General features: G+C 70.5%; 18 protein-coding genes. 8 read left to right on the forward strand and 10 right to left on the reverse strand.

What is annotated here, in order from left to right; genetic code table 11:
- Window positions 1-68: 68 nt before the first annotated feature.
- The 5 genes from O1R50_RS17045 to O1R50_RS17065 all read right to left on the reverse strand — a co-directional run bounded on the left by O1R50_RS17045 (window position 69) and on the right by O1R50_RS17065 (window position 3,846).
- Complete coding sequence (locus tag O1R50_RS17045; RefSeq protein ID WP_408612731.1) at window positions 69-1,406, reverse strand: ABC transporter ATP-binding protein; 1,338 nt, start codon at window positions 1,404-1,406, stop codon at window positions 69-71.
- Window positions 1,388-2,206, reverse strand: coding sequence for an ABC transporter permease (locus O1R50_RS17050; RefSeq protein ID WP_270111329.1), 819 nt, complete (start codon window positions 2,204-2,206; stop codon window positions 1,388-1,390). The genes O1R50_RS17045 and O1R50_RS17050 overlap by 19 nt, the downstream gene beginning before the upstream one ends.
- Window positions 2,203-2,949 (reverse strand): molybdate ABC transporter substrate-binding protein, encoded by a 747-nt coding sequence (gene modA, locus O1R50_RS17055; protein ID WP_270111330.1) that lies wholly within the window; start codon window positions 2,947-2,949, stop codon window positions 2,203-2,205. The genes O1R50_RS17050 and modA overlap by 4 nt, the downstream gene beginning before the upstream one ends.
- Before the next feature lie 58 nt (window positions 2,950-3,007).
- The gene (locus O1R50_RS17060) at window positions 3,008-3,409 is read right to left on the reverse strand and encodes a TOBE domain-containing protein (RefSeq protein ID WP_270111332.1); all 402 of its coding nucleotides are present in this window, start codon (window positions 3,407-3,409) and stop codon (window positions 3,008-3,010) included.
- Window positions 3,410-3,504: 95 nt separating this feature from the next.
- Window positions 3,505-3,846, reverse strand: coding sequence for a metallopeptidase family protein (locus tag O1R50_RS17065; protein WP_408612732.1), 342 nt, complete (start codon window positions 3,844-3,846; stop codon window positions 3,505-3,507).
- 65 nt (window positions 3,847-3,911) lie between these two features.
- On the opposite strand from O1R50_RS17065, the gene serS reads away from it, so the two are divergent.
- Entirely contained in the window at window positions 3,912-5,171 is a 1,260-nt protein-coding gene (serS, locus tag O1R50_RS17070) for a serine--tRNA ligase (RefSeq protein ID WP_270111334.1), read from the forward strand.
- Between the two features lie 249 nt (window positions 5,172-5,420).
- On the opposite strand, the gene O1R50_RS17075 is transcribed toward serS, so the two are convergent.
- A complete protein-coding gene (locus tag O1R50_RS17075) occupies window positions 5,421-5,786 on the reverse strand; it encodes a DUF488 domain-containing protein (protein WP_270111335.1) in 366 nt (121 codons plus the stop codon).
- 130 nt (window positions 5,787-5,916) lie between these two features.
- Between O1R50_RS17075 and O1R50_RS17080 the strand changes: the two genes are divergently transcribed.
- A complete protein-coding gene (locus O1R50_RS17080) occupies window positions 5,917-6,801 on the forward strand; it encodes an HAD family hydrolase (RefSeq protein WP_270111336.1) in 885 nt (294 codons plus the stop codon).
- A gap of 127 nt (window positions 6,802-6,928) precedes the next feature.
- Entirely contained in the window at window positions 6,929-7,756 is an 828-nt protein-coding gene (locus O1R50_RS17085; RefSeq protein WP_270111337.1) for an HAD family hydrolase, read from the forward strand.
- 530 nt (window positions 7,757-8,286) lie between these two features.
- On the opposite strand, the gene O1R50_RS17090 is transcribed toward O1R50_RS17085, so the two are convergent.
- Window positions 8,287-9,936, reverse strand: a complete 1,650-nt coding sequence (locus O1R50_RS17090) for an ABC-F family ATP-binding cassette domain-containing protein (RefSeq protein ID WP_270111338.1) — start codon at window positions 9,934-9,936, stop codon at window positions 8,287-8,289.
- Between the two features lie 85 nt (window positions 9,937-10,021).
- Between O1R50_RS17090 and O1R50_RS17095 the strand changes: the two genes are divergently transcribed.
- Window positions 10,022-10,177: a hypothetical protein gene (locus O1R50_RS17095; RefSeq protein WP_270111339.1), complete on the forward strand. Its 156-nt coding sequence runs from the start codon at window positions 10,022-10,024 to the stop codon at window positions 10,175-10,177.
- Window positions 10,178-10,189: 12 nt separating this feature from the next.
- On the opposite strand, the gene O1R50_RS17100 is transcribed toward O1R50_RS17095, so the two are convergent.
- Entirely contained in the window at window positions 10,190-11,071 is an 882-nt protein-coding gene (locus O1R50_RS17100; RefSeq protein ID WP_270111340.1) for an AraC family transcriptional regulator, read from the reverse strand.
- Window positions 11,072-11,190: 119 nt separating this feature from the next.
- Here O1R50_RS17100 and O1R50_RS17105 point away from each other — a divergent pair, with 119 nt between their 5' ends.
- The gene (locus tag O1R50_RS17105) at window positions 11,191-11,802 is read left to right on the forward strand and encodes an NAD(P)H oxidoreductase (protein ID WP_270111341.1); all 612 of its coding nucleotides are present in this window, start codon (window positions 11,191-11,193) and stop codon (window positions 11,800-11,802) included.
- A gap of 89 nt (window positions 11,803-11,891) precedes the next feature.
- Window positions 11,892-13,328, forward strand: coding sequence for a cytochrome P450 (locus O1R50_RS17110; protein ID WP_270111342.1), 1,437 nt, complete (start codon window positions 11,892-11,894; stop codon window positions 13,326-13,328).
- A 47-nt stretch (window positions 13,329-13,375) separates the two neighbouring features.
- On the opposite strand, the gene O1R50_RS17115 is transcribed toward O1R50_RS17110, so the two are convergent.
- Window positions 13,376-14,023 carry an NAD(P)H oxidoreductase gene (locus O1R50_RS17115; RefSeq protein ID WP_270111343.1) on the reverse strand — a complete coding sequence of 216 codons (648 nt, stop codon included), beginning with the start codon at window positions 14,021-14,023 and terminating at the stop codon, window positions 13,376-13,378.
- 107 nt (window positions 14,024-14,130) lie between these two features.
- Here O1R50_RS17115 and O1R50_RS17120 point away from each other — a divergent pair, with 107 nt between their 5' ends.
- Window positions 14,131-15,075 carry an AraC family transcriptional regulator gene (locus O1R50_RS17120; RefSeq protein WP_270111344.1) on the forward strand — a complete coding sequence of 315 codons (945 nt, stop codon included), beginning with the start codon at window positions 14,131-14,133 and terminating at the stop codon, window positions 15,073-15,075.
- 12 nt (window positions 15,076-15,087) lie between these two features.
- Here the strand turns inward: O1R50_RS17120 and O1R50_RS17125 are convergent, their stop codons facing one another.
- Window positions 15,088-15,771, reverse strand: a complete 684-nt coding sequence (locus O1R50_RS17125; protein ID WP_333490270.1) for a serine hydrolase domain-containing protein — start codon at window positions 15,769-15,771, stop codon at window positions 15,088-15,090.
- 224 nt (window positions 15,772-15,995) lie between these two features.
- Between O1R50_RS17125 and O1R50_RS17130 the strand changes: the two genes are divergently transcribed.
- Window positions 15,996-16,539, forward strand: a 544-nt coding sequence (locus O1R50_RS17130; RefSeq protein ID WP_270111345.1) for a PAS domain-containing protein, incomplete at its 3' end; no start/stop codon positions are given.

Below are 16,539 nucleotides of genomic sequence, written 5' to 3' on the forward strand. Positions count from 1 at the left end.
CACCCTCGGCCCGGCTTGCGTGCAAGCTGAAGGCGCGCAAGGGCTTAGTGCTCGCGGGACAGGTCGGCTCAGGCCGGGTAGACGCGGATCTCGGAGGCCTTCACCGTCGCCCACACCCGTCGGCCGGGTTCGAGGCGGAGTTGCGCCGCGGCCGCAGGCGTGACGTCGGCGGCGGCCTTGAGCGGGCCGTCGAGTTGGACGCGGAGGTTGTCGCCGTGGCGGTGGACGCCCGAAACCATCGCCTGCCAGGTGTTTCGCGGACTGCCGTCCGGGCGTTCGGGGTAGAGCGCCACCGAGCTCGGCGGGAACGCGGCGAACGCGGGGCCTTCGAGCGGATCGGAGGCGACGAGCACGACCGGGCCTTCCGGTACGTCGGTTTCCTCGTACCCGTCGGCCGTGGTCGCGCTGGCAGAGGCGTCGCCGTAGGTTGCAGTACCCGTTGGGGTTGCCCCGCGGATACTGCTGTCGAGAACGACCTGGTGGCCTTCCGCCTTGCCGCGGTAAAGGTTCAGGCCGACGAGGCGCGCGATGTAGTCCGTGCGCGGGCGGGCGGTGACCGACTCGGCGTCGCCTTCCTGGACCGCGCGGCCGTCTTCGATAACGACGAGCCGGTCGGCGAGCATGAGCGCGTCCACCGGGTCGTGGGTGACCACGATTGCCGGGCCTGAGTGGCCTGTCAGGTGCCGGTGGAGCTCCGCGCGGGTGTCGAGCCGGGTGCGGGCGTCGAGGGCCGCGAGGGGCTCGTCGAGGAGCAGCAGCGCCGGATCCGTGGCGAGCGCCCGGGCGAGGGCCACGCGCTGGGCCTGGCCGCCGGAGAGCTGCTTGGGGCGGCGCTTTCCGAACGCCCCCAAGCCGACCCGGTCGAGCCATGCGGCCGCGAGCGCACGGGCCTCGGTCCGGCCGAGCCCGCGCCGCCGCGGCCCGAACGCCACGTTGTCGATCGCGGTCAAGTGCGGAAACAGCAGGTAGTCCTGAAAGACCACCCCGATCCGACGCTCCTCCGGCGGCACCCACCGGGACCCGCGCCGGTCGCCAGCGCCTTGTTCGAAGCCGCTCGCGGAGGACTGTCGTACCCCTATGTCAGGGTAATTGTTCGGGGGCCCATCGATTTGCGACTCGCCTCGCGCTGCCCTCATCCGGCGCACCCGCGAACCCGGACGGTCCAGAGTCTCCCCGTCCAGGACGATATGCCCGCCCGACAGCGCCTCCAGCCCGGCCAGCGCCCGCAGCGCTGTGGTCTTTCCCGCACCATTGGGCCCGAGCAAGGCCACGGTCTCGCCCGGTGCGACGTGCAGCCTCAGGTCGAGCCGGAACCCGCCGCGGTCCACGACCAGGTGCGCGTCCAAGCCCGCTGCCGACCCGCTCGTCTCGGGTTCCGTCGCGGCGCTCACGGGGCCGCCGTCCAGCGCTCGCGCAGCGACGCCAGCACGATCACCGACACCGCCAGCAGGATCAGGCTGAGCACGATCGCGGCCTCCGGATCCGATTGCAGCGCAAGGTAGACCGCGAGCGGCATCGTCTGCGTGCGGCCGGGGAAGTTCCCCGCGAACGTGATCGTCGCGCCGAACTCACCGAGCGCCCGCGCCCAGCACAGCACCGCCCCGGCGAGCACGCCGGGCGCGACCATCGGCAGCGTCACGCGCGTGAACACCGTCCAGCGGCCCGCCCCGAGCGTCGCTGCGGCTTCCTCGAAACGGATGTCGGCCCCGCGCAGCGCGCCCTCGACCGACACGACCAGGAACGGCATCGACACGAACGTCATCGCCAGCACGACCGCCGCGGTGCTGAACGGGATCGTGAGGTCGAACCGCTCGTAGAGCCATGCCCCGATGATCCCGCTGCGGCCGAACACGAGCAGCAGCGCCACGCCGCCCACAACCGGCGGGAGCACGAGCGGCACGGTCACCAGGGCGCGCAGCACGCTTCGGCCGGGGAACTCACCGCGGGCGAGCAGCCACGCGATGGGCACGCCGAAGAGCAGTGAAAGCACGGTGGCGGCGGTCGCGGTGAACAGCGAGAGCCGCAGTGCCGCAAGCATTTCCGGTTCGGCGAGTCGCGCGGGCAGTTCGGTCCACGGGGCGCGGGCGAGCAGTCCTGCGAGCGGCAGGATGAGGAACGCCAGGCCGATCAGGGCGGGGGCCAGCAGCGCGGCCGGGACTCGGCGTCGGCGGATCCGCTTGGCGGGCATGGCGTTCCGCGTGCTCATGAGCGCTGGAATCCCGCGGCTTCGAGCACGGCTTGGGCGTCGTCGGCGAGCGTGTACGCGGCGAACTCGGCGGCCAGGTCCGGGTTCGGGGCGTCCTCGAGCGCGGCGATCGGGTAGGCGTTCACGGCTCCGGCGGATTCGGGGAACTCGACGGCGTCGACCTCGTCCTCGGCGGCGATGGCGTCGGTGCGGTAGACGAGGGCGGCATCGACCTCGCCGAGGGTGAGTTTCTGGAGGGTGGACTTGACGTCGGCCTCGTAGGTGACGGGGGCGAGGCCGGTGCCGTCGAGCGCGCTCTGCGCGGCGGCCCCGCACGGGACCTCCTCGGCGCAGGCGGCGAAGTCGAGCCCGGCGAGGTCTGCGATCCCGGCGACGCCGTCCGGGTTGCCTTCGGGGACGGCGATGACGAGTCGGTTGAGCGCGAACGTGTCAGGATCGGTGGCCGCCCCGGCCTCGACCACCTTGTCCATGTTGGACTCATCGGCGGAGGCGAAGACGTCCGCGGGCGCGCCCTCGGTGATCTGCGCGGCGAGGTCGGAGGACCCCGCGAAGTTGAACTCGACCTGCACGCCCTCGTGCTCGGCCTCGAACCGCTCGCCGATCTCGGTGAACGCCTCGGTGAGCGAGGCTGCCGCGAACACGGTCAACGTGCCGTCGGCCCCGGCTTCGGCTCCGCCGCCCGTGCACGCGGCGAGCGGGGCGAGGGCGAGCGCGGCGGCTGCGAGGGTTGCTTTGGCGCGCATGGGACTCCAGTCCTTCTCAAGGCGTCCGATCCCGGGATTCGCGGACCGGCGCCGCGGTCTACCGGTCAGAGCGTTCGACGACCACGTTCGTGGACTTGACCACCGCGGTCCCCAGCGAGCCGACCTCGAGCCCGAGCTCGTCCACCGCCTCGCGGCTCATGAGGGAGACGACCCGGAACGGCCCGACCTGCAGGTCCACCTGGGCCATCACCTGGTCCTTGGTGATCGCGGTGACGATGCCGCGCAAGCGGTTCCGGGCCGAGGACGATCCGGCCCCCGCGTCCGGTGCGCTGGCCCGCTCCCGCGCGAACGCCGCGAGGTCGGCGCCCGAGATCGACCGCTGACCCTGGCCCTGCTCGTCGCGTGAGGCGGCGAGGCGCCCGGAGTCGATCCAGCGCCTGACCGTGTCGGCCGAGACCCCCAGCAGCTCGGCGGCCTCCCCGATGCGAAACGTCGTCATATCAGCATCTTAACCTCGCGGATGCGAGCCTCGAAAGCCGATGAAGCTCGAATTCACCAGACTGTTACGCTGAAATCCGGCGCATATGCGGGAGCTCAGCCCCAGCCGAGCTCATGGAGGCGCGCCTCTTCGATCCCGAAATGGTGGGCGATCTCGTGCACCACCGTCACCGCGACCTCCTCGACCACTTCCTCCGGCGTCGCGCACATCCGCAGCGTCGGCCCCCGGTAGATCGTGATCGTGTCCGGCAGGACGCCGCCGTACTCCCAGCCCCGGTCCGTCAGCGCCGTCCCCTGGTAGAGCCCCAGCAGTTCCCTCTCGGGCCCCTCGGGCTCCGCCTCGACCAGGATCACCACGTTGTCGAGCATCGCCATCAGCTCCTGCGGCACCGCGTCCAGCGCGTCCGACACCGCAGCCTCGAATTCCGCCTCGCCCATATCGACCGCCACACGCCCACAATATGCGCTCGGAGCCGACGTGAGCTGGCCGGTAATCTGGTCACGTGATTGATCTGCGTGCACTGCGAGACAACCCGGACGCCTACCGCGACAGCCAGCGCAAGAGGGGTGCCTCCGTCGAGGCCGTCGACGCCCTCCTCTCCGCCGACGCCGACCACCGCAGTGCCCTCCAGTCCTTCGAGACGCTCCGCGCCGAGCAGAAGAGCCTGGGCAAGAAGATCGCCGGCGCCGACCCCGACGAGAAGAAGACGCTCCTCGAGCGCACCAAGACCCTCGCCGAAGAGGTCAAAGCCGCCGAACTCAAGGTGACCGCCACCGCCTCCGCGTTCGACTCGGCCGGGAAGGCCATCCCCAACCTCGTCGCCGAAGGCGCTCCCGCCGGGGGCGAGGACGACTACATCGTGCTCCGCGAGGTCGGCGAGAAGCCCGCCATCGAGGAGCCGAAGGACCACCTCGAGATCGGCACGGCCCTCGGCCTGCTCGACACCGAGCGCGGCGCGAAGACCTCCGGCGCCCGCTTCTACTACCTGACGGGCGACGGCGCGCTGCTCCAGCTCGCCATGCTCAACCTCGCCATCCAGCAGGCCGTCGAGACCGGCTTCACGCCGATGATCCCGCCGGTGCTCGTGCGCCCGGAGGCCATGGAGGGCACCGGTTTCCTCGGCGAGCACGCCGACGAGATCTACTACCTCGAACGCGACGAGATGTACCTCGTGGGCACCTCGGAAGTGCCGCTCGCGGCCTACCACTCGGGGGAGAACCTCGGCGAGCTCACCGCGCCGCGCCGCTACGCGGGCTGGTCCTCGTGCTTCCGGCGCGAGGCCGGGTCGTACGGCAAGGACACGCGGGGCATCATCCGCGTCCACCAGTTCGACAAGGTCGAGATGTTCTCGTTCTGCAAGCCCGAGGACGCCGAGGCCGAGCACGAGAAGCTCCTCTCGTACGAGGAGCAGATGCTCCAGAAGATGGAGCTGCCCTACCGGGTCATCGACGTCGCCGCCGGCGACCTCGGCACTTCGGCTTCGCGCAAGTTCGACTGCGAGGCGTGGGTGCCGACCCAGGGGCGGTACCGGGAGCTGACCTCGACCTCGAACTGCACCACCTTCCAGGCCCGGCGGCTCAATGTGAAGTACCGCGACGAGCAGGGCAAGAACGCGGTGGCCGCGACCCTGAACGGGACGCTCGCGACCACGCGCTGGCTGGTGGCGATCCTCGAGAACCACCAGCGGGCGGACGGCTCGGTGGCGGTGCCGAAAGCGCTGCAGCCGTTCCTGGGCAAGGATGTGCTCGAGCCGAAGAAGTAGCCCGGAATGTGAGCGGCCCGCCGATCCGATGATCGGCGGGCCGTGGGTTTTTCGGGCGGTTCCGGTTGTTTTGGCGACCCGACCAATCTGCGGACCCCCGGTCGATAACCCTGACATACGGGTACGACAGCCTCGGCGTGTCGATTTTCGCCGGGAGGGCCTACCAACGGCGGGCCCGGTCTCGGCGAAGCTTGCGAGCCGTCAATCTGCACGGTCAACAAACCTGACGGGGGTCCGACAGATTGAGGATCACTCGGAGAGTTGCTCTTCGAGCCAGGCCTTGAGGACCAGCGCGTGGTTCACTTCCGGGTCCTTGGCGGCGTAGAGGAGGGTCACCGGGCCCGATCTCGCCGCCTCCAGGAGGGGTTCGGCGCGTTCGGGGTGGCCGTCGAGTTCGCTGCGGTAGCGGCCGGTGAACTCCGTGAAGCGGTCGGCCATGTGGCCGAACCAGATCCGCAGGTTCGGCGACGGCGCGGCGTCCTGCGCCCAGGTGACCCCTGCGAGGTCCTCCTTGCTGACGCCGCGCGGCCAGAGCCGGTCGACCAGGAAGACCTTCCCGGGCCGCTGCGGGTCCGCGCGGTAGTCGTAGACGCGTTCGATCATGATCTCGCCCATAGACGAACCGTATGCCGCAAGCCGCCACGATGGGTGGGTTTGGTGTGATTGCAGGTTGTCATGAGCGCGGCGGCGTGAGTTCAAACGCCCGGTACCCCTGTGTTCACTCGACCGGGGCTACGGTTGAACCGTGCCAGACTCCGCCTCCCCGGCCGCCCCGGCCTCGCCCCGACAGACGCCTCCCAAGCTCGTCGCCGTCGACCTCGACGGCACTGTCGTGGACTACCACGAGACCAAGGGCGTCAAGCCCGGCGGCGTGCCGGACTCCAAGCCGAGCCGCGCGGTGATCGACGCCCTCCAGGCCGTCCGGGACGCCGGAGTCCCCGTCGCCGTCGTCACCGGCCGCGCCATCTGGGGCGCCGTGCGCACCGCCGACGACCTGGGGCTCGACGAGGGCTTCGCCTCCGCCTCGCACGGCGCGGGCGAATACGACCTCGGCAGCCGAGCGATCTCGCACCAGGCCACCGTCGACGCCGCCACCGCGGTCGAAGCGCTCGTCGCCTCGAACCCGGCCGTCGAATTCGCCGTCGAATGGGACCTCGAAGGCTGGTGGCACACCAAGGGCTTCCGCCGCGACTTCCCCGCCCGCTGGGCCGGGGAGATCACGCTCGAGGAGCTGGTCTCGCGCCCCGCCCCGCGCCTGGTCGCCCGCGTCGACTCGACCAACCGCTACGGCGGGCCCGAGCGCTGCCCGCAGGCCATGCGCCTCGCCGCGGGCGCATCGCTGGACGCCGCCGACTACCACGTCGAGGTCGGGTACAACGGCTGGGTCGACATCGGACCGCCCGGTATCAGCAAGGCCACCGGCATCGCCCGTATTGCGGCCCGCTACGGCGTATCATCGTCCGACACCGTCGTCTTCGGCGACGCCCACAACGACCTCACCATGTTCGCGTGGGCGGGATGGGCCGTGGCGATGGGCCAGGCGCCGCCCGACGTGCGGGCGGCAGCGGACGAGGTCGCCCCCTCGGTGTGGGAGGACGGGGTGGCGAAAGTGCTGGCCCGGTGGTTCTGACGACACCGGCCCGGCAGGAGCTCAAGCGGGCCAACGGCTCCGCGTCGAGCGGTGTGGCAGTGTCAGCGCGACAAGCGGTGATCGTCGGCACGGCGGCGGATCGCAGCGAGACCACCAAGGAGGACGCATGATCCAACTGGACCGGGCACCCCGGCTCGTGGCGACGGACCTGGACGGCACCGTCGTCCGCTCCGACGAGACCGTCTCGCCTCGCACGATGGCCGCGCTCAAGCGACTGGCGGCAGCGGGAGTCATCCTCGTCGGCGCCTCCGGGCGCGGACCGCGCCTGCTCGAGCTGTGCCGCAACGACATCCCCTCAGCCGATTTCCTCGTGCTCGGCCAGGGCGCGTTCGTCTACGAATGCCGCTACGACGACAGCGTCGTCCAGCTCGCCGACCGCTCCGTCGAAGGCGAGGTGCTCCACCAGGCGCTGCGCCTGATCGAAGCCGAAGTCGGCCCCGTGCGCGCGCTCGCCGAACCGGCCGACCCGTCGCGGCACATCACCGGCGATCCCATGCCCGACTGGCCCTGGACGGCCGTCACCCTCGAGACCGCGCCGCGCGACATCGCCTTCACGGGCCCGATGGTCAAGGGCTACTTCGTGTCCGACGAGTACACGGGCCCCGAGCTGCTGGTCGCCGCGAAGGATGTGATCGATCCCGAGCTCGTCTCCGTCACCGAGTCCGGCGTCGGCATGCTCGAGGTCTGCCCGGTCGGGGTCACGAAGGCCGCCGGCATCCAGGTCGTGCTCGACAAGTTCGGCATCGACTGGTCCGACGTGCTCGTCTTCGGCGACGCCACCAACGACCTCAGCATGATGGAGGCCGCCGGGCACTCCGTCGCGATGCCCAACGGCCACCCGTGGGTCCAGGCCGCCGCCACCGAGATCGCCCCCGCGGGCAACAACGACGACGGCGTCGCCCAGTACATCGAGGCGCTCCTCGAACTCCTGTAGGCAACGGCCGCAGCGGTAAGGCACGATCCGTGTCGGGTTCCTGACACGGAAGCATGGAGCCATTGCGCGCCAGTGCGTTCCGCCATAGGCTCCGATGTGGTGGGGACCACGAAGCAGTGACCGACTGCGGTGAGCGTGAACGGCGCTGCGCCGCAACCAATCGCGCTGCCTCGTCCGTGCTGCCACGCCTCCTGGAGCTTCCATGTCTACTGAAGACACCGCCACCGAAGCCGCCGCAGAAGAAGCGCTCCCCTACGGCATGCCGTACCGGCGGGAGACCCGCTACGACCCGCCTACCGGGCTCATGGCGATGCAGGGCGTTCCCCGAGCTGCGGCTGGCCGTGCCCTCCGAGGCGATCCCGATGCGCAGCGACATGGCCGTGTACGGGGTCCACACGCTGCCCGTCGCCTGGTGAACCGAGCCCACTGAACCGCCCTGGCGCCCAAAGCCACCGCCGTTTGCGGGCACCGACGCGCGGCCGGGACACCGCTCCACCATCGGCGTCCCGGCCGCGTCCTAATCGCATGTCCTAGCGGACGTCCCAGACGGGCTCGTCCGACTCGACCACTTCGCCGTCGCGCTGGAACACCACGAAGCGGTCGAAGCCGCGCGTGAACCAGCGGTCGTGTGTGACGGCGAGGACGGTGCCGTCGAAGGCCTTCAGGCCCTGCTCGAGCGCTTCGGCCGAGGCCAGGTCGAGGTTGTCGGTGGGCTCGTCCAGGAGCAGGCAGGTCGCTCCCGAGAGCTCCAGCAGCAGCACCATGAAGCGCGCCTGCTGGCCGCCCGAGAGCGTCTTGAAGTCCTGTTCGGACTGGCCGGTGAGCTCGTACCGGTTGAGGGCGCTCATCGCCTTCGAGCGGTCGAGCGAGGGCCGGTCCTCGTCACCCTCCCAAAGGATCTCGCGGAGCGTGCGGCCGTCGAACTCCGGATGCTCGTGCGTCTGCGAGAAGTGCCCGGGGTAGACGCGGGCGCCGAGCCGCGCGATGCCGCTGTGCCGCACCGGGTCCAGTGTGCGCTTCCCCGCGACCCCGGCCTCCGGGTCCGATCCGCCCTGCGCCAGCAGGCGCAGGAAATGGCTCTTGCCGGTGCCGTTGGCGCCCAGGACCGCCACCCGGTCCCCGTACCAGACCTCCAGGTCGAACGGGAACGTCAGGTCCTCCAGCTCCAGCTGCTCGCAGATGACGGCCCGCTTGCCGGTGCGCCCGCCCTCGAGCTTGACGCGGATGTCCTGCTCGCGCGGCGGTGCGGGCGGCGGCCCGGCCTCCTCGAACTTCTGCAGCCGCGTCTGCGCGGCCCGGTACCGGGAGGCCATGTCGGAGTTGTACGCGGCCTTGTTCTTGTACATGAGCATGAGCTCGCGCAGCTTCTTGTGCTCCTCGTCCCAGCGGCGCCGCAGCTCCTCGAACCGCTCGTGGCGGCCCTCGCGCGCCTCGTGCCAGGTCGCGAACCCGCCGCCGTGCGTCCAGGTCGTGCCGGCCTCGAGCGTGACGATCGAACTCGCGGCGTTCGCGAGCACCTCGCGGTCGTGCGAGACGAACAGGATCGACTTGTCGGAGTCCCGGATCGCCTGCTCCAGTTCGCGTTTCGCCGGCACGTCGAGGAAGTTGTCCGGCTCGTCGAGCACCAGCACCTCGTCGCGGCCTTGCAGGAGCAGCTGGAGCGCGAACCGCTTCTGCTCGCCGCCCGAGAGCGTCCTGAGGGGACGATCCTTGACCGCTTCCCAAGGCTGCCCGAGGATCGCGACCGCGACGGTGTCGCAGAGGACGTCGAACTCGTAGCCGCCCGCCTCGCCCCAGTCGGCGAGCGCCTGCGCGTACGCGAGCTGGTCCTTCTCCGTGCCGTCAGCGATGGCCATGCGGCCCTCCGCGATCGCCAGCCGCGCCGCTACGGCCTTCACCGGCGGCGGCGCGAGGTCCACGGCGAGGCGTCGCAGCGGACGCTCCCCTTCGCGCATGCCGACGAGCTGGCGCATGACGCCCAGCCCGCCCGAGTGCGAGACGGTGCCCGCGTCCGGCACGAGGGCGCCGGTGACGATGTTGAGCAGGGTGGTCTTCCCGGCCCCGTTCGCTCCGATGAGCGCCACTTTCGCCCCTTCGCCGACACGGAACGACACCTCGTCGAACAATGTGGTGCCGTCGCTGAGGCCGTAACGAACGCCGGAGAGGTCCACGAATCCCATGTGTCGATTCTCTGCGGCTAACGGCATGGCGTCAAAGTCATTTGCCGTGTTGGATTCAGTGGGGTCCACTGCCTACGCTGGACGCATGAACGACACCCCTGACCGGAACGAACCCGGGCGGCAGCGCAGGCGCTTCTGGCGCCCGAGCTCGGCGAGCGAATGGGTCGAGCTGGCGATCTACGTCTTCTTCGGCCTCATCGCCCTGCTGGCCGCCGTCGGCTGGCTCGTGGCGCGAACGTGACGGGCATCGATGTCACACACGGCTTCGTGACCGGTAGGCCCGGGGGCTCAGTCCCCGGTGGCGTTTGAACGCGGTGGAGAACGCGAACGGATCCCGGTAGCCGACCGCGGCGGCGGCCGCGGCGACCGGGATCTGAGGGTCGGCCAAGAGGTCGGCGGCGAGCTCCATGCGGCGTTCGGTGACGTACCGCAGCGGCGGCTGCGCCATGACCTCGGTGAAGCGCTTGGCGAAATGGGCGCGCGAGACGTTCGCCTGGGCGGCAAGCGCCTCCACGGTCCAGGCCCGGTCGGGGCGGCGGTGGACGGCCTCGAGCGCGGGGCCCGTGACGGGGTCGAGCGCGCCCCGATACCAGCCGGGGGCCTCGGCCTCCTGGCGTGCGAACCAGCAGCCGAGGGTGCACACGAGCCCCCAGTCGAGGATGCGGTCGAGCATGGCCTGGCCGCCCGGGGCGTGCGCGCGGTCGAGGGCGTCGCGCATGGAGTGCAGCCAGAGCACGTCGTCGACCTCCTCGTCGAGGACGAGCGCTTCGGGGAGCGCGCGCAGGAGCCGCTGGTGCCGTGCGCTCGCGGGACGGTAGGTCCCGGCGATGAGGACGGTGGACGCGGACCGGTCCGCCTGCGGCGCTTCGCTCATCGCGATCGCCGGGATCGGCCGGTCGAGTGTGGAGTGCGCGTCGACGAGGTCGAAGGGGACGCGGGCGATCGCGGTGGATCCGGCGGTGAGGCGGTGGCCGGTGCCGCCGCCCAGGACGAGTTCGGCATTCCCGGCGACGGCGGTGACCATGGTCAGCGGAGCGCTGTCGAAGCGGAGCCGCCACGGCGGGTCGAGCGCGGCCCGGTGCACCGAGGCGCCGTCGGCGCGGATGTCGGCGAGCATGTCGCTGAGCGGGTCCATGCCGCAACCGTAGACGATCACGAAGGTTTTCCCGTTCCTCGACCATGGGCCGTCCACGAGATCAGGGCTGTACTCAAGGGGCGCTGCCGCAGTGGCGGCGCCACCGGAAGGAGACCCGCATGGACAAGCAGCCCACGGCGCTCGTCGTCATGGCCCATCACCGCGCCGATTCCCTCACGGCGGCCCTGGCGCGCCGCACCGCCGACCGCCTCGACGCCGCCGGATACCGCGTCGACTTCCTCGACCTGCAACGGGAGGGCTTCGACCCCAGGAACCGGGTCGAGGACGAACCCGACTACGGCAACCGCGACAAGCGCTACTCGGACGAGGTGCACGCCCACGCCGAGCGGCTGCTGGCCGCCGATGTCGTGGCGGCCGTGTTCCCGGTGTGGTGGTTCGGCTTGCCGGCCTTGCTGAAAGGCTGGATCGACCGGGTCTGGAACTACGGGCTGGCGTATGGGCGGCGCGAGAAGCCCATGGCGGGCAAGCGGATCCTGTGGCTCGGGCTGGCCGGGCTCGCCGAGGACGACCCGGATTCGGACCTCACCCGCGCGCTGCTCGACGGGGCGCTGCGGCGCGGGATCGCCGAGTTCTGCGACGTCACGGACGTGCACACCCGGGCACTGTTCGACAGCGAGGCCAAGGGCCTCGAAGGCGGGGAGCGCGAGCGCCACTACGCGGCGCTGTTCGCCGGCGCCGACGACGCGGTCGGCAGGCTTCTGGCCGGTTGAGGGCGGGCTTGCACCGTTCATGTTATACGTATAGCCTATATATACGTAGATCGTGTGAGTCGCGATCGGACACCACCGAGGAGACCTCGATGTCAACACCCGACACCGCCGAAACCGAAGTGCCCTACGGCATCCCGCTCGAACGCGACCATCCGTTCGACCCGCCCGCCGCCGTCATGGCCCTGCACCGCGGGTCCGAGATGCGGCGGATGCGGTACCACCCCGAGGGCCGCCTGGGCTGGCTCGTCACCAGCCACCGCCTCGCCCGCAAGGTCCTGGCCGACACCCGGTTCAGCTCCACGCTCGGCAGCCCGGCGCAGGTTCCGACCCCCATGCCCGGACTGGAGGACTACCTCGACTTCGAGGGCGACTTCCCGCTCACCCCCGGCATGTTCATCGAGATGGACCCGCCGGACCACACCCGCTTGCGCCGCAGGCTCACCGGCGTGTTCACCGTCAAGCGCATGAAGCAGCTCGAGCCGCGCATCGCCGAGCACGTGCAGACCCGGCTCGACGCCCTCGCGGCCGGGCCCCGGCCCGCCGACCTGGTCGCCGACTTCGCAGTGCCCGTGCCCTCGATGATGATCTGCGAACTGCTCGGCGTCCCGTACGACCAGCGCGAACGCTTCGAGGCGGATTCGCGGGCGATCTTCACCATGGACGAGACCGGGGAGGGCAAGCAGGCCGCCGTGGTGAACCTCTTCGGATTCATCGGCGAGCTGGTCGCGGCCAAGCGGGCGAATCCGACGGACGACCTGCTCTCCGACCTCGCCGCCGACCCGGAGCTGGCCGATGAGGAGGTCGCGGGCATGGCGACCCTGCTGCTCGTGGCGGGGCACGAGACGACCGCGAAGATGCTCGCGCTGGGCACCATGGCGCTCTTGGAGAACCGCGACCAGTGGGAGCTGCTGCGCGCGCGTCCCGAGCTGATGGCCGGGGGTGTGGAAGAGCTGCTGCGCTACCTCACGATCATCCACACCGGACTGATCCGGCAGGTGAAGGAGGACATCGAGTTCGAGGGGCACCTGATCAGGGCGCGCGAGTACGTCACGGTGTCGGTGCAGACCGCGAACCGCGACGAAGCGCACTTCATCGAGCCCGACAAGCTGGACGTGACAGGTGACGCCAAGGGACACTTGACGTTCGGGCACGGCGTGCACCAGTGCCTCGGCCAGCAGCTGGCGCGCATGGAGATGCGCATCGCGTTCGCCGGGCTCATCGAGCGCTTCCCGGACCTGAAGCTGGCCGTGCCCGCCGCGGAGGTGCCGCTGGTGACCGGGCAGAGCTTCTACGGCGTCGCCGAACTGCCGGTGACCTGGTTAGGAGGAGCCATGGTGAGGATCATCGCCGACACGGAGGCGTGCGCGAGTTCGGGGATGTGCGCGCTGACCGCGCCCGTCTACTTCGATCAGGACGATGAGGACGGCCGGGTCGTGCTCCTCGCCGATGAAGCGGAGGACTGCGACGGCGAGGTGGCCGACGCGGTGCGGCTCTGCCCCGCGGGCGCCCTTCGGCTCGAGTCCTGAACGCGTCTCGGCACCCGCTGCGGCGCAACGGGTGCCGAGCGCATTTCTCAGCCCAGGAACTTCTCGACGTGCTCGACGGCGAGGCGGTCGATGGCCGCGTAGTGGGCGGTGCGCTGCTCGCCGGTGAGGGCCTCGCCCTTGGTGAAGTTGCCTTCGGCGTCGACGATCTGGGGCTCGCCTTCGGCGTCGGGGAGGACTTCGACGGCGGCGTCGGTGATCCCGGTGTAGAACGAGATCCCGTCGCGCAGCACGCGGTCGAGGTTCTCCTTCATCCACGCCCAGTACTCGTCGCCTTCGGCGGCTCCGGCCAGGCCGAGCCACAGCATCCGCTTCCCGGCGAGCTTGGGCTTGCTGCGCCCGTAGGCGAAGCCGTAGTTCCAGACTCGGTCGATCCATCCCTTGAGGAGGGCGGGCGGGCTGTTCCAGTAGACGGGGAACACCGGGAGGATCACGTCGGCGGCGAGGAGGCGCTCCATGTGCGCCCGCGTCTCGGGGGAGTAGGCCTTGTCGCGGTCGTCCCAGTCCGGCTGGTCCTCCACGGTCATGCGCGGGTCGAAGCCTTCGGCGTGCAGGTTGAGCAGGTCGATGGCGTAGCCGGCCTCTTTGAGGCGGGCGGCGACGACGTCGCCGATGTGGGCGGTGAGGGAGTCGGCGCGGTGGTGCGAGACGACGACGAGTGCGGTCTTTGCGGTCATGTTCTGCTCCAGGTGATTCGGTGCCTGGTGTCCAGTACAGCCGCGATCTCGTGGACGAGCGATGGCCGTGACGCTCCGATCCATGCGAGTCCGTCTACGATTGGCGGATGGACCCGCTCAGTGAACTCCTCGGTGGCATCCGTGCGGAAGGCGCGATCCTCAGCGACGCGCTGCTGAAGGCCCCCTGGGTGGTCAGCTTCGACGACCGGGCCCCGCTGACGATGGTCACGGTGGCGCGCGGGGGCGGGGTGATCATGCTGGCCGACGGCACGGAGGTCGCGGTCAACGCCGGGCAGACGGCGGTCGTGCGCAGCGGCGAGCCCTTCCGGATGGCCGACGAGGCGGCGTCGGTGCACCGGCCCCACCTCGACTACTGGCTGACCTGCTTCGACCCCGAGGCCTGCGCCGAGATGGAGCCTCCGGTTCCCGTTGCGGTGGAAGGCGAAGCGACGGCCCTGTTCGTCGGCGCCTACCGCGCTTCGGGGCGCCGCCACGAGCGCCTCATGCGAGCCCTCCCGCCGGTCCTGGTGATCGACGACGGCTCCGACGTGTGCGCATGGCTCGACGCCTGCGCCATGGACCTCGAAGGGCGCAAGCCCGGGACGCAGGCGTTCATCGACCGCCTCTTCGACTGGGGGCTCGTGTGCACCCTGCGCACGTGGTTCGACCAGCAGGGTCGGCAGGCCCCGGTCTGGTACCGGGGGTTCGCCGATCCCATTGCGGGGCCCGCGCTCGAGGCGATCCACACTCGGCCCGCGAACCCGTGGACCGTGGCCGACCTCGCGGGTGAGGCGGGCGTCTCCCGTGCGCTGCTCGCGAAGCGCTTCAACGAGATCATGGGCGAACCGCCGCTCACGTACCTCACCGAATGGCGGATGCAGCTCGCCGAGGAACTCCTCGCCGACCCCGATCTCACCGTCGCGCAAGTGGCCCGGAAGATCGGCTACGCCGACCAGTTCGGTTTCAGCAACGCCTTCAAGCGAAGGAAGGGCCTGAGCCCCACCGCTTTCCGGGCGGCCGCGCAGCCCGCCGCCGCGACCGCGATGGCGTGACCGCCCCGGCGGTCAGCCGCACAGCCCCGCGCTCAGGAGGCCTGAGAGCGCCTCGCCGAAGGCGGCCGGGTCGGCGTAGCCGTGCTTGTCGTCGATGCTCCACGACAGCGTGATCTGGCGTTCGCCGTCGTAGGAGTGGAACGTCTGCGTCTGGTGGCCCATGCCGTCGCCGACATGCCCGAGGAAGACCTCCTCAGGGTCGTCGGGGCATCCCATCTGGACGCCGCCGAGGGTGAGGTCGCCCGCCTCCAGTCCCGGGTAGGCGACGGCGACCCAGTCGGGCACTCCCGACGTGTGCTGGAGGAGCTGGCGGACCGTCGGGTCCTCCTCGTACGGCAGGAGCCCGGGGAGGTACGCGCCGATCGGTTCGTCGATGTCGATGGCGCCCTCCCCGTCGAGCTGGAGGACGACCGCGGCCACCATCGACTTGGTGACGCTGCCGATGCGCACCCGGTCTCCCGGCCGCGCGCCCCGCGCGTCATCGAGGCCGCGGTCGCCGGCCGCATCGCTCCAGACCTCGCGGCCGTCGCGGACCTCCACGAGGGCGGATCCTCCCGTGATCTCGGCGATGGCCGCGAGCCGGTCCTCCAGCGCGGCGGTGCCGATGCGGCGCTCGGGCCGGGTGTCGGCGGCGGCGAACTGCGTGGCCGTCAGCGCGCCGACGAGCCCGAGCGCGGCCGCGCCCGCGGCGGCGATCCTGAGTTATCTCATCCTCACAACGTATGGGCCGCACCGTGGTCGAACGATCCTGCGAGCCCCCCGGACGCCGGTACCGCCCGCCCTACCGCGAAACCGCCCGCAGCGGTCGGCCCGGAACGGACGGATTTCCGGGATCGCCCTTCGCCTCCCCACCGGCGTATACAGTGACGTGAGGGGCTGAAGGGCCAGGCGGCATCGCCCGGGACGTAGGGGTTCTGAAAATGGCGGATCTGGACTACGTCGCATTGTTCGCGGCGATACCGACTCCCTGTGTGGTCATCACGCGGGACTTCGCGATCGTCGCCGCCAATCCCGCCTACACGGAGGCCACCGGCAAGACCCTCGACGAACTGGTCGGACGCCCCCTCTTCGACGTCTTCCCCGATCCCGACGTCAGCGGCGAACGGAACGTCAAGGCCTCGCTGAACTGGGTCATCGAGACCGGGCGGCAGCACACCATGGCCCTGCAGAAGTACGACGTCCCCATCGAGGGCACTTCCGCGTTCGAGGAACGCTGGTGGTCGATCATCAACTCGCCGATCGCCGGGCGCAACAGCCCCGTCGAATGGATCCTCATCCGAGCCGAAGACGTGACGGCGTTCGTCCGATCCCACGACTTCAACCGCCACCTGCCGACCGAGGCGCCGTCCGAGGCGATGGCGCGGGAGGCCGAGCTCTTCGAACGGGCCCGCGAGCTCCAGCACCTCAACGTGGAGCTGAGCGAGGCCAACATACGCGACCACCAGGTCGCCGTCACCCTCCAGA

It is taken from the genome of Glycomyces luteolus (assembly GCF_027622875.1).
Lineage (GTDB): Bacteria > Actinomycetota > Actinomycetes > Mycobacteriales > Micromonosporaceae > Glycomyces > Glycomyces luteolus.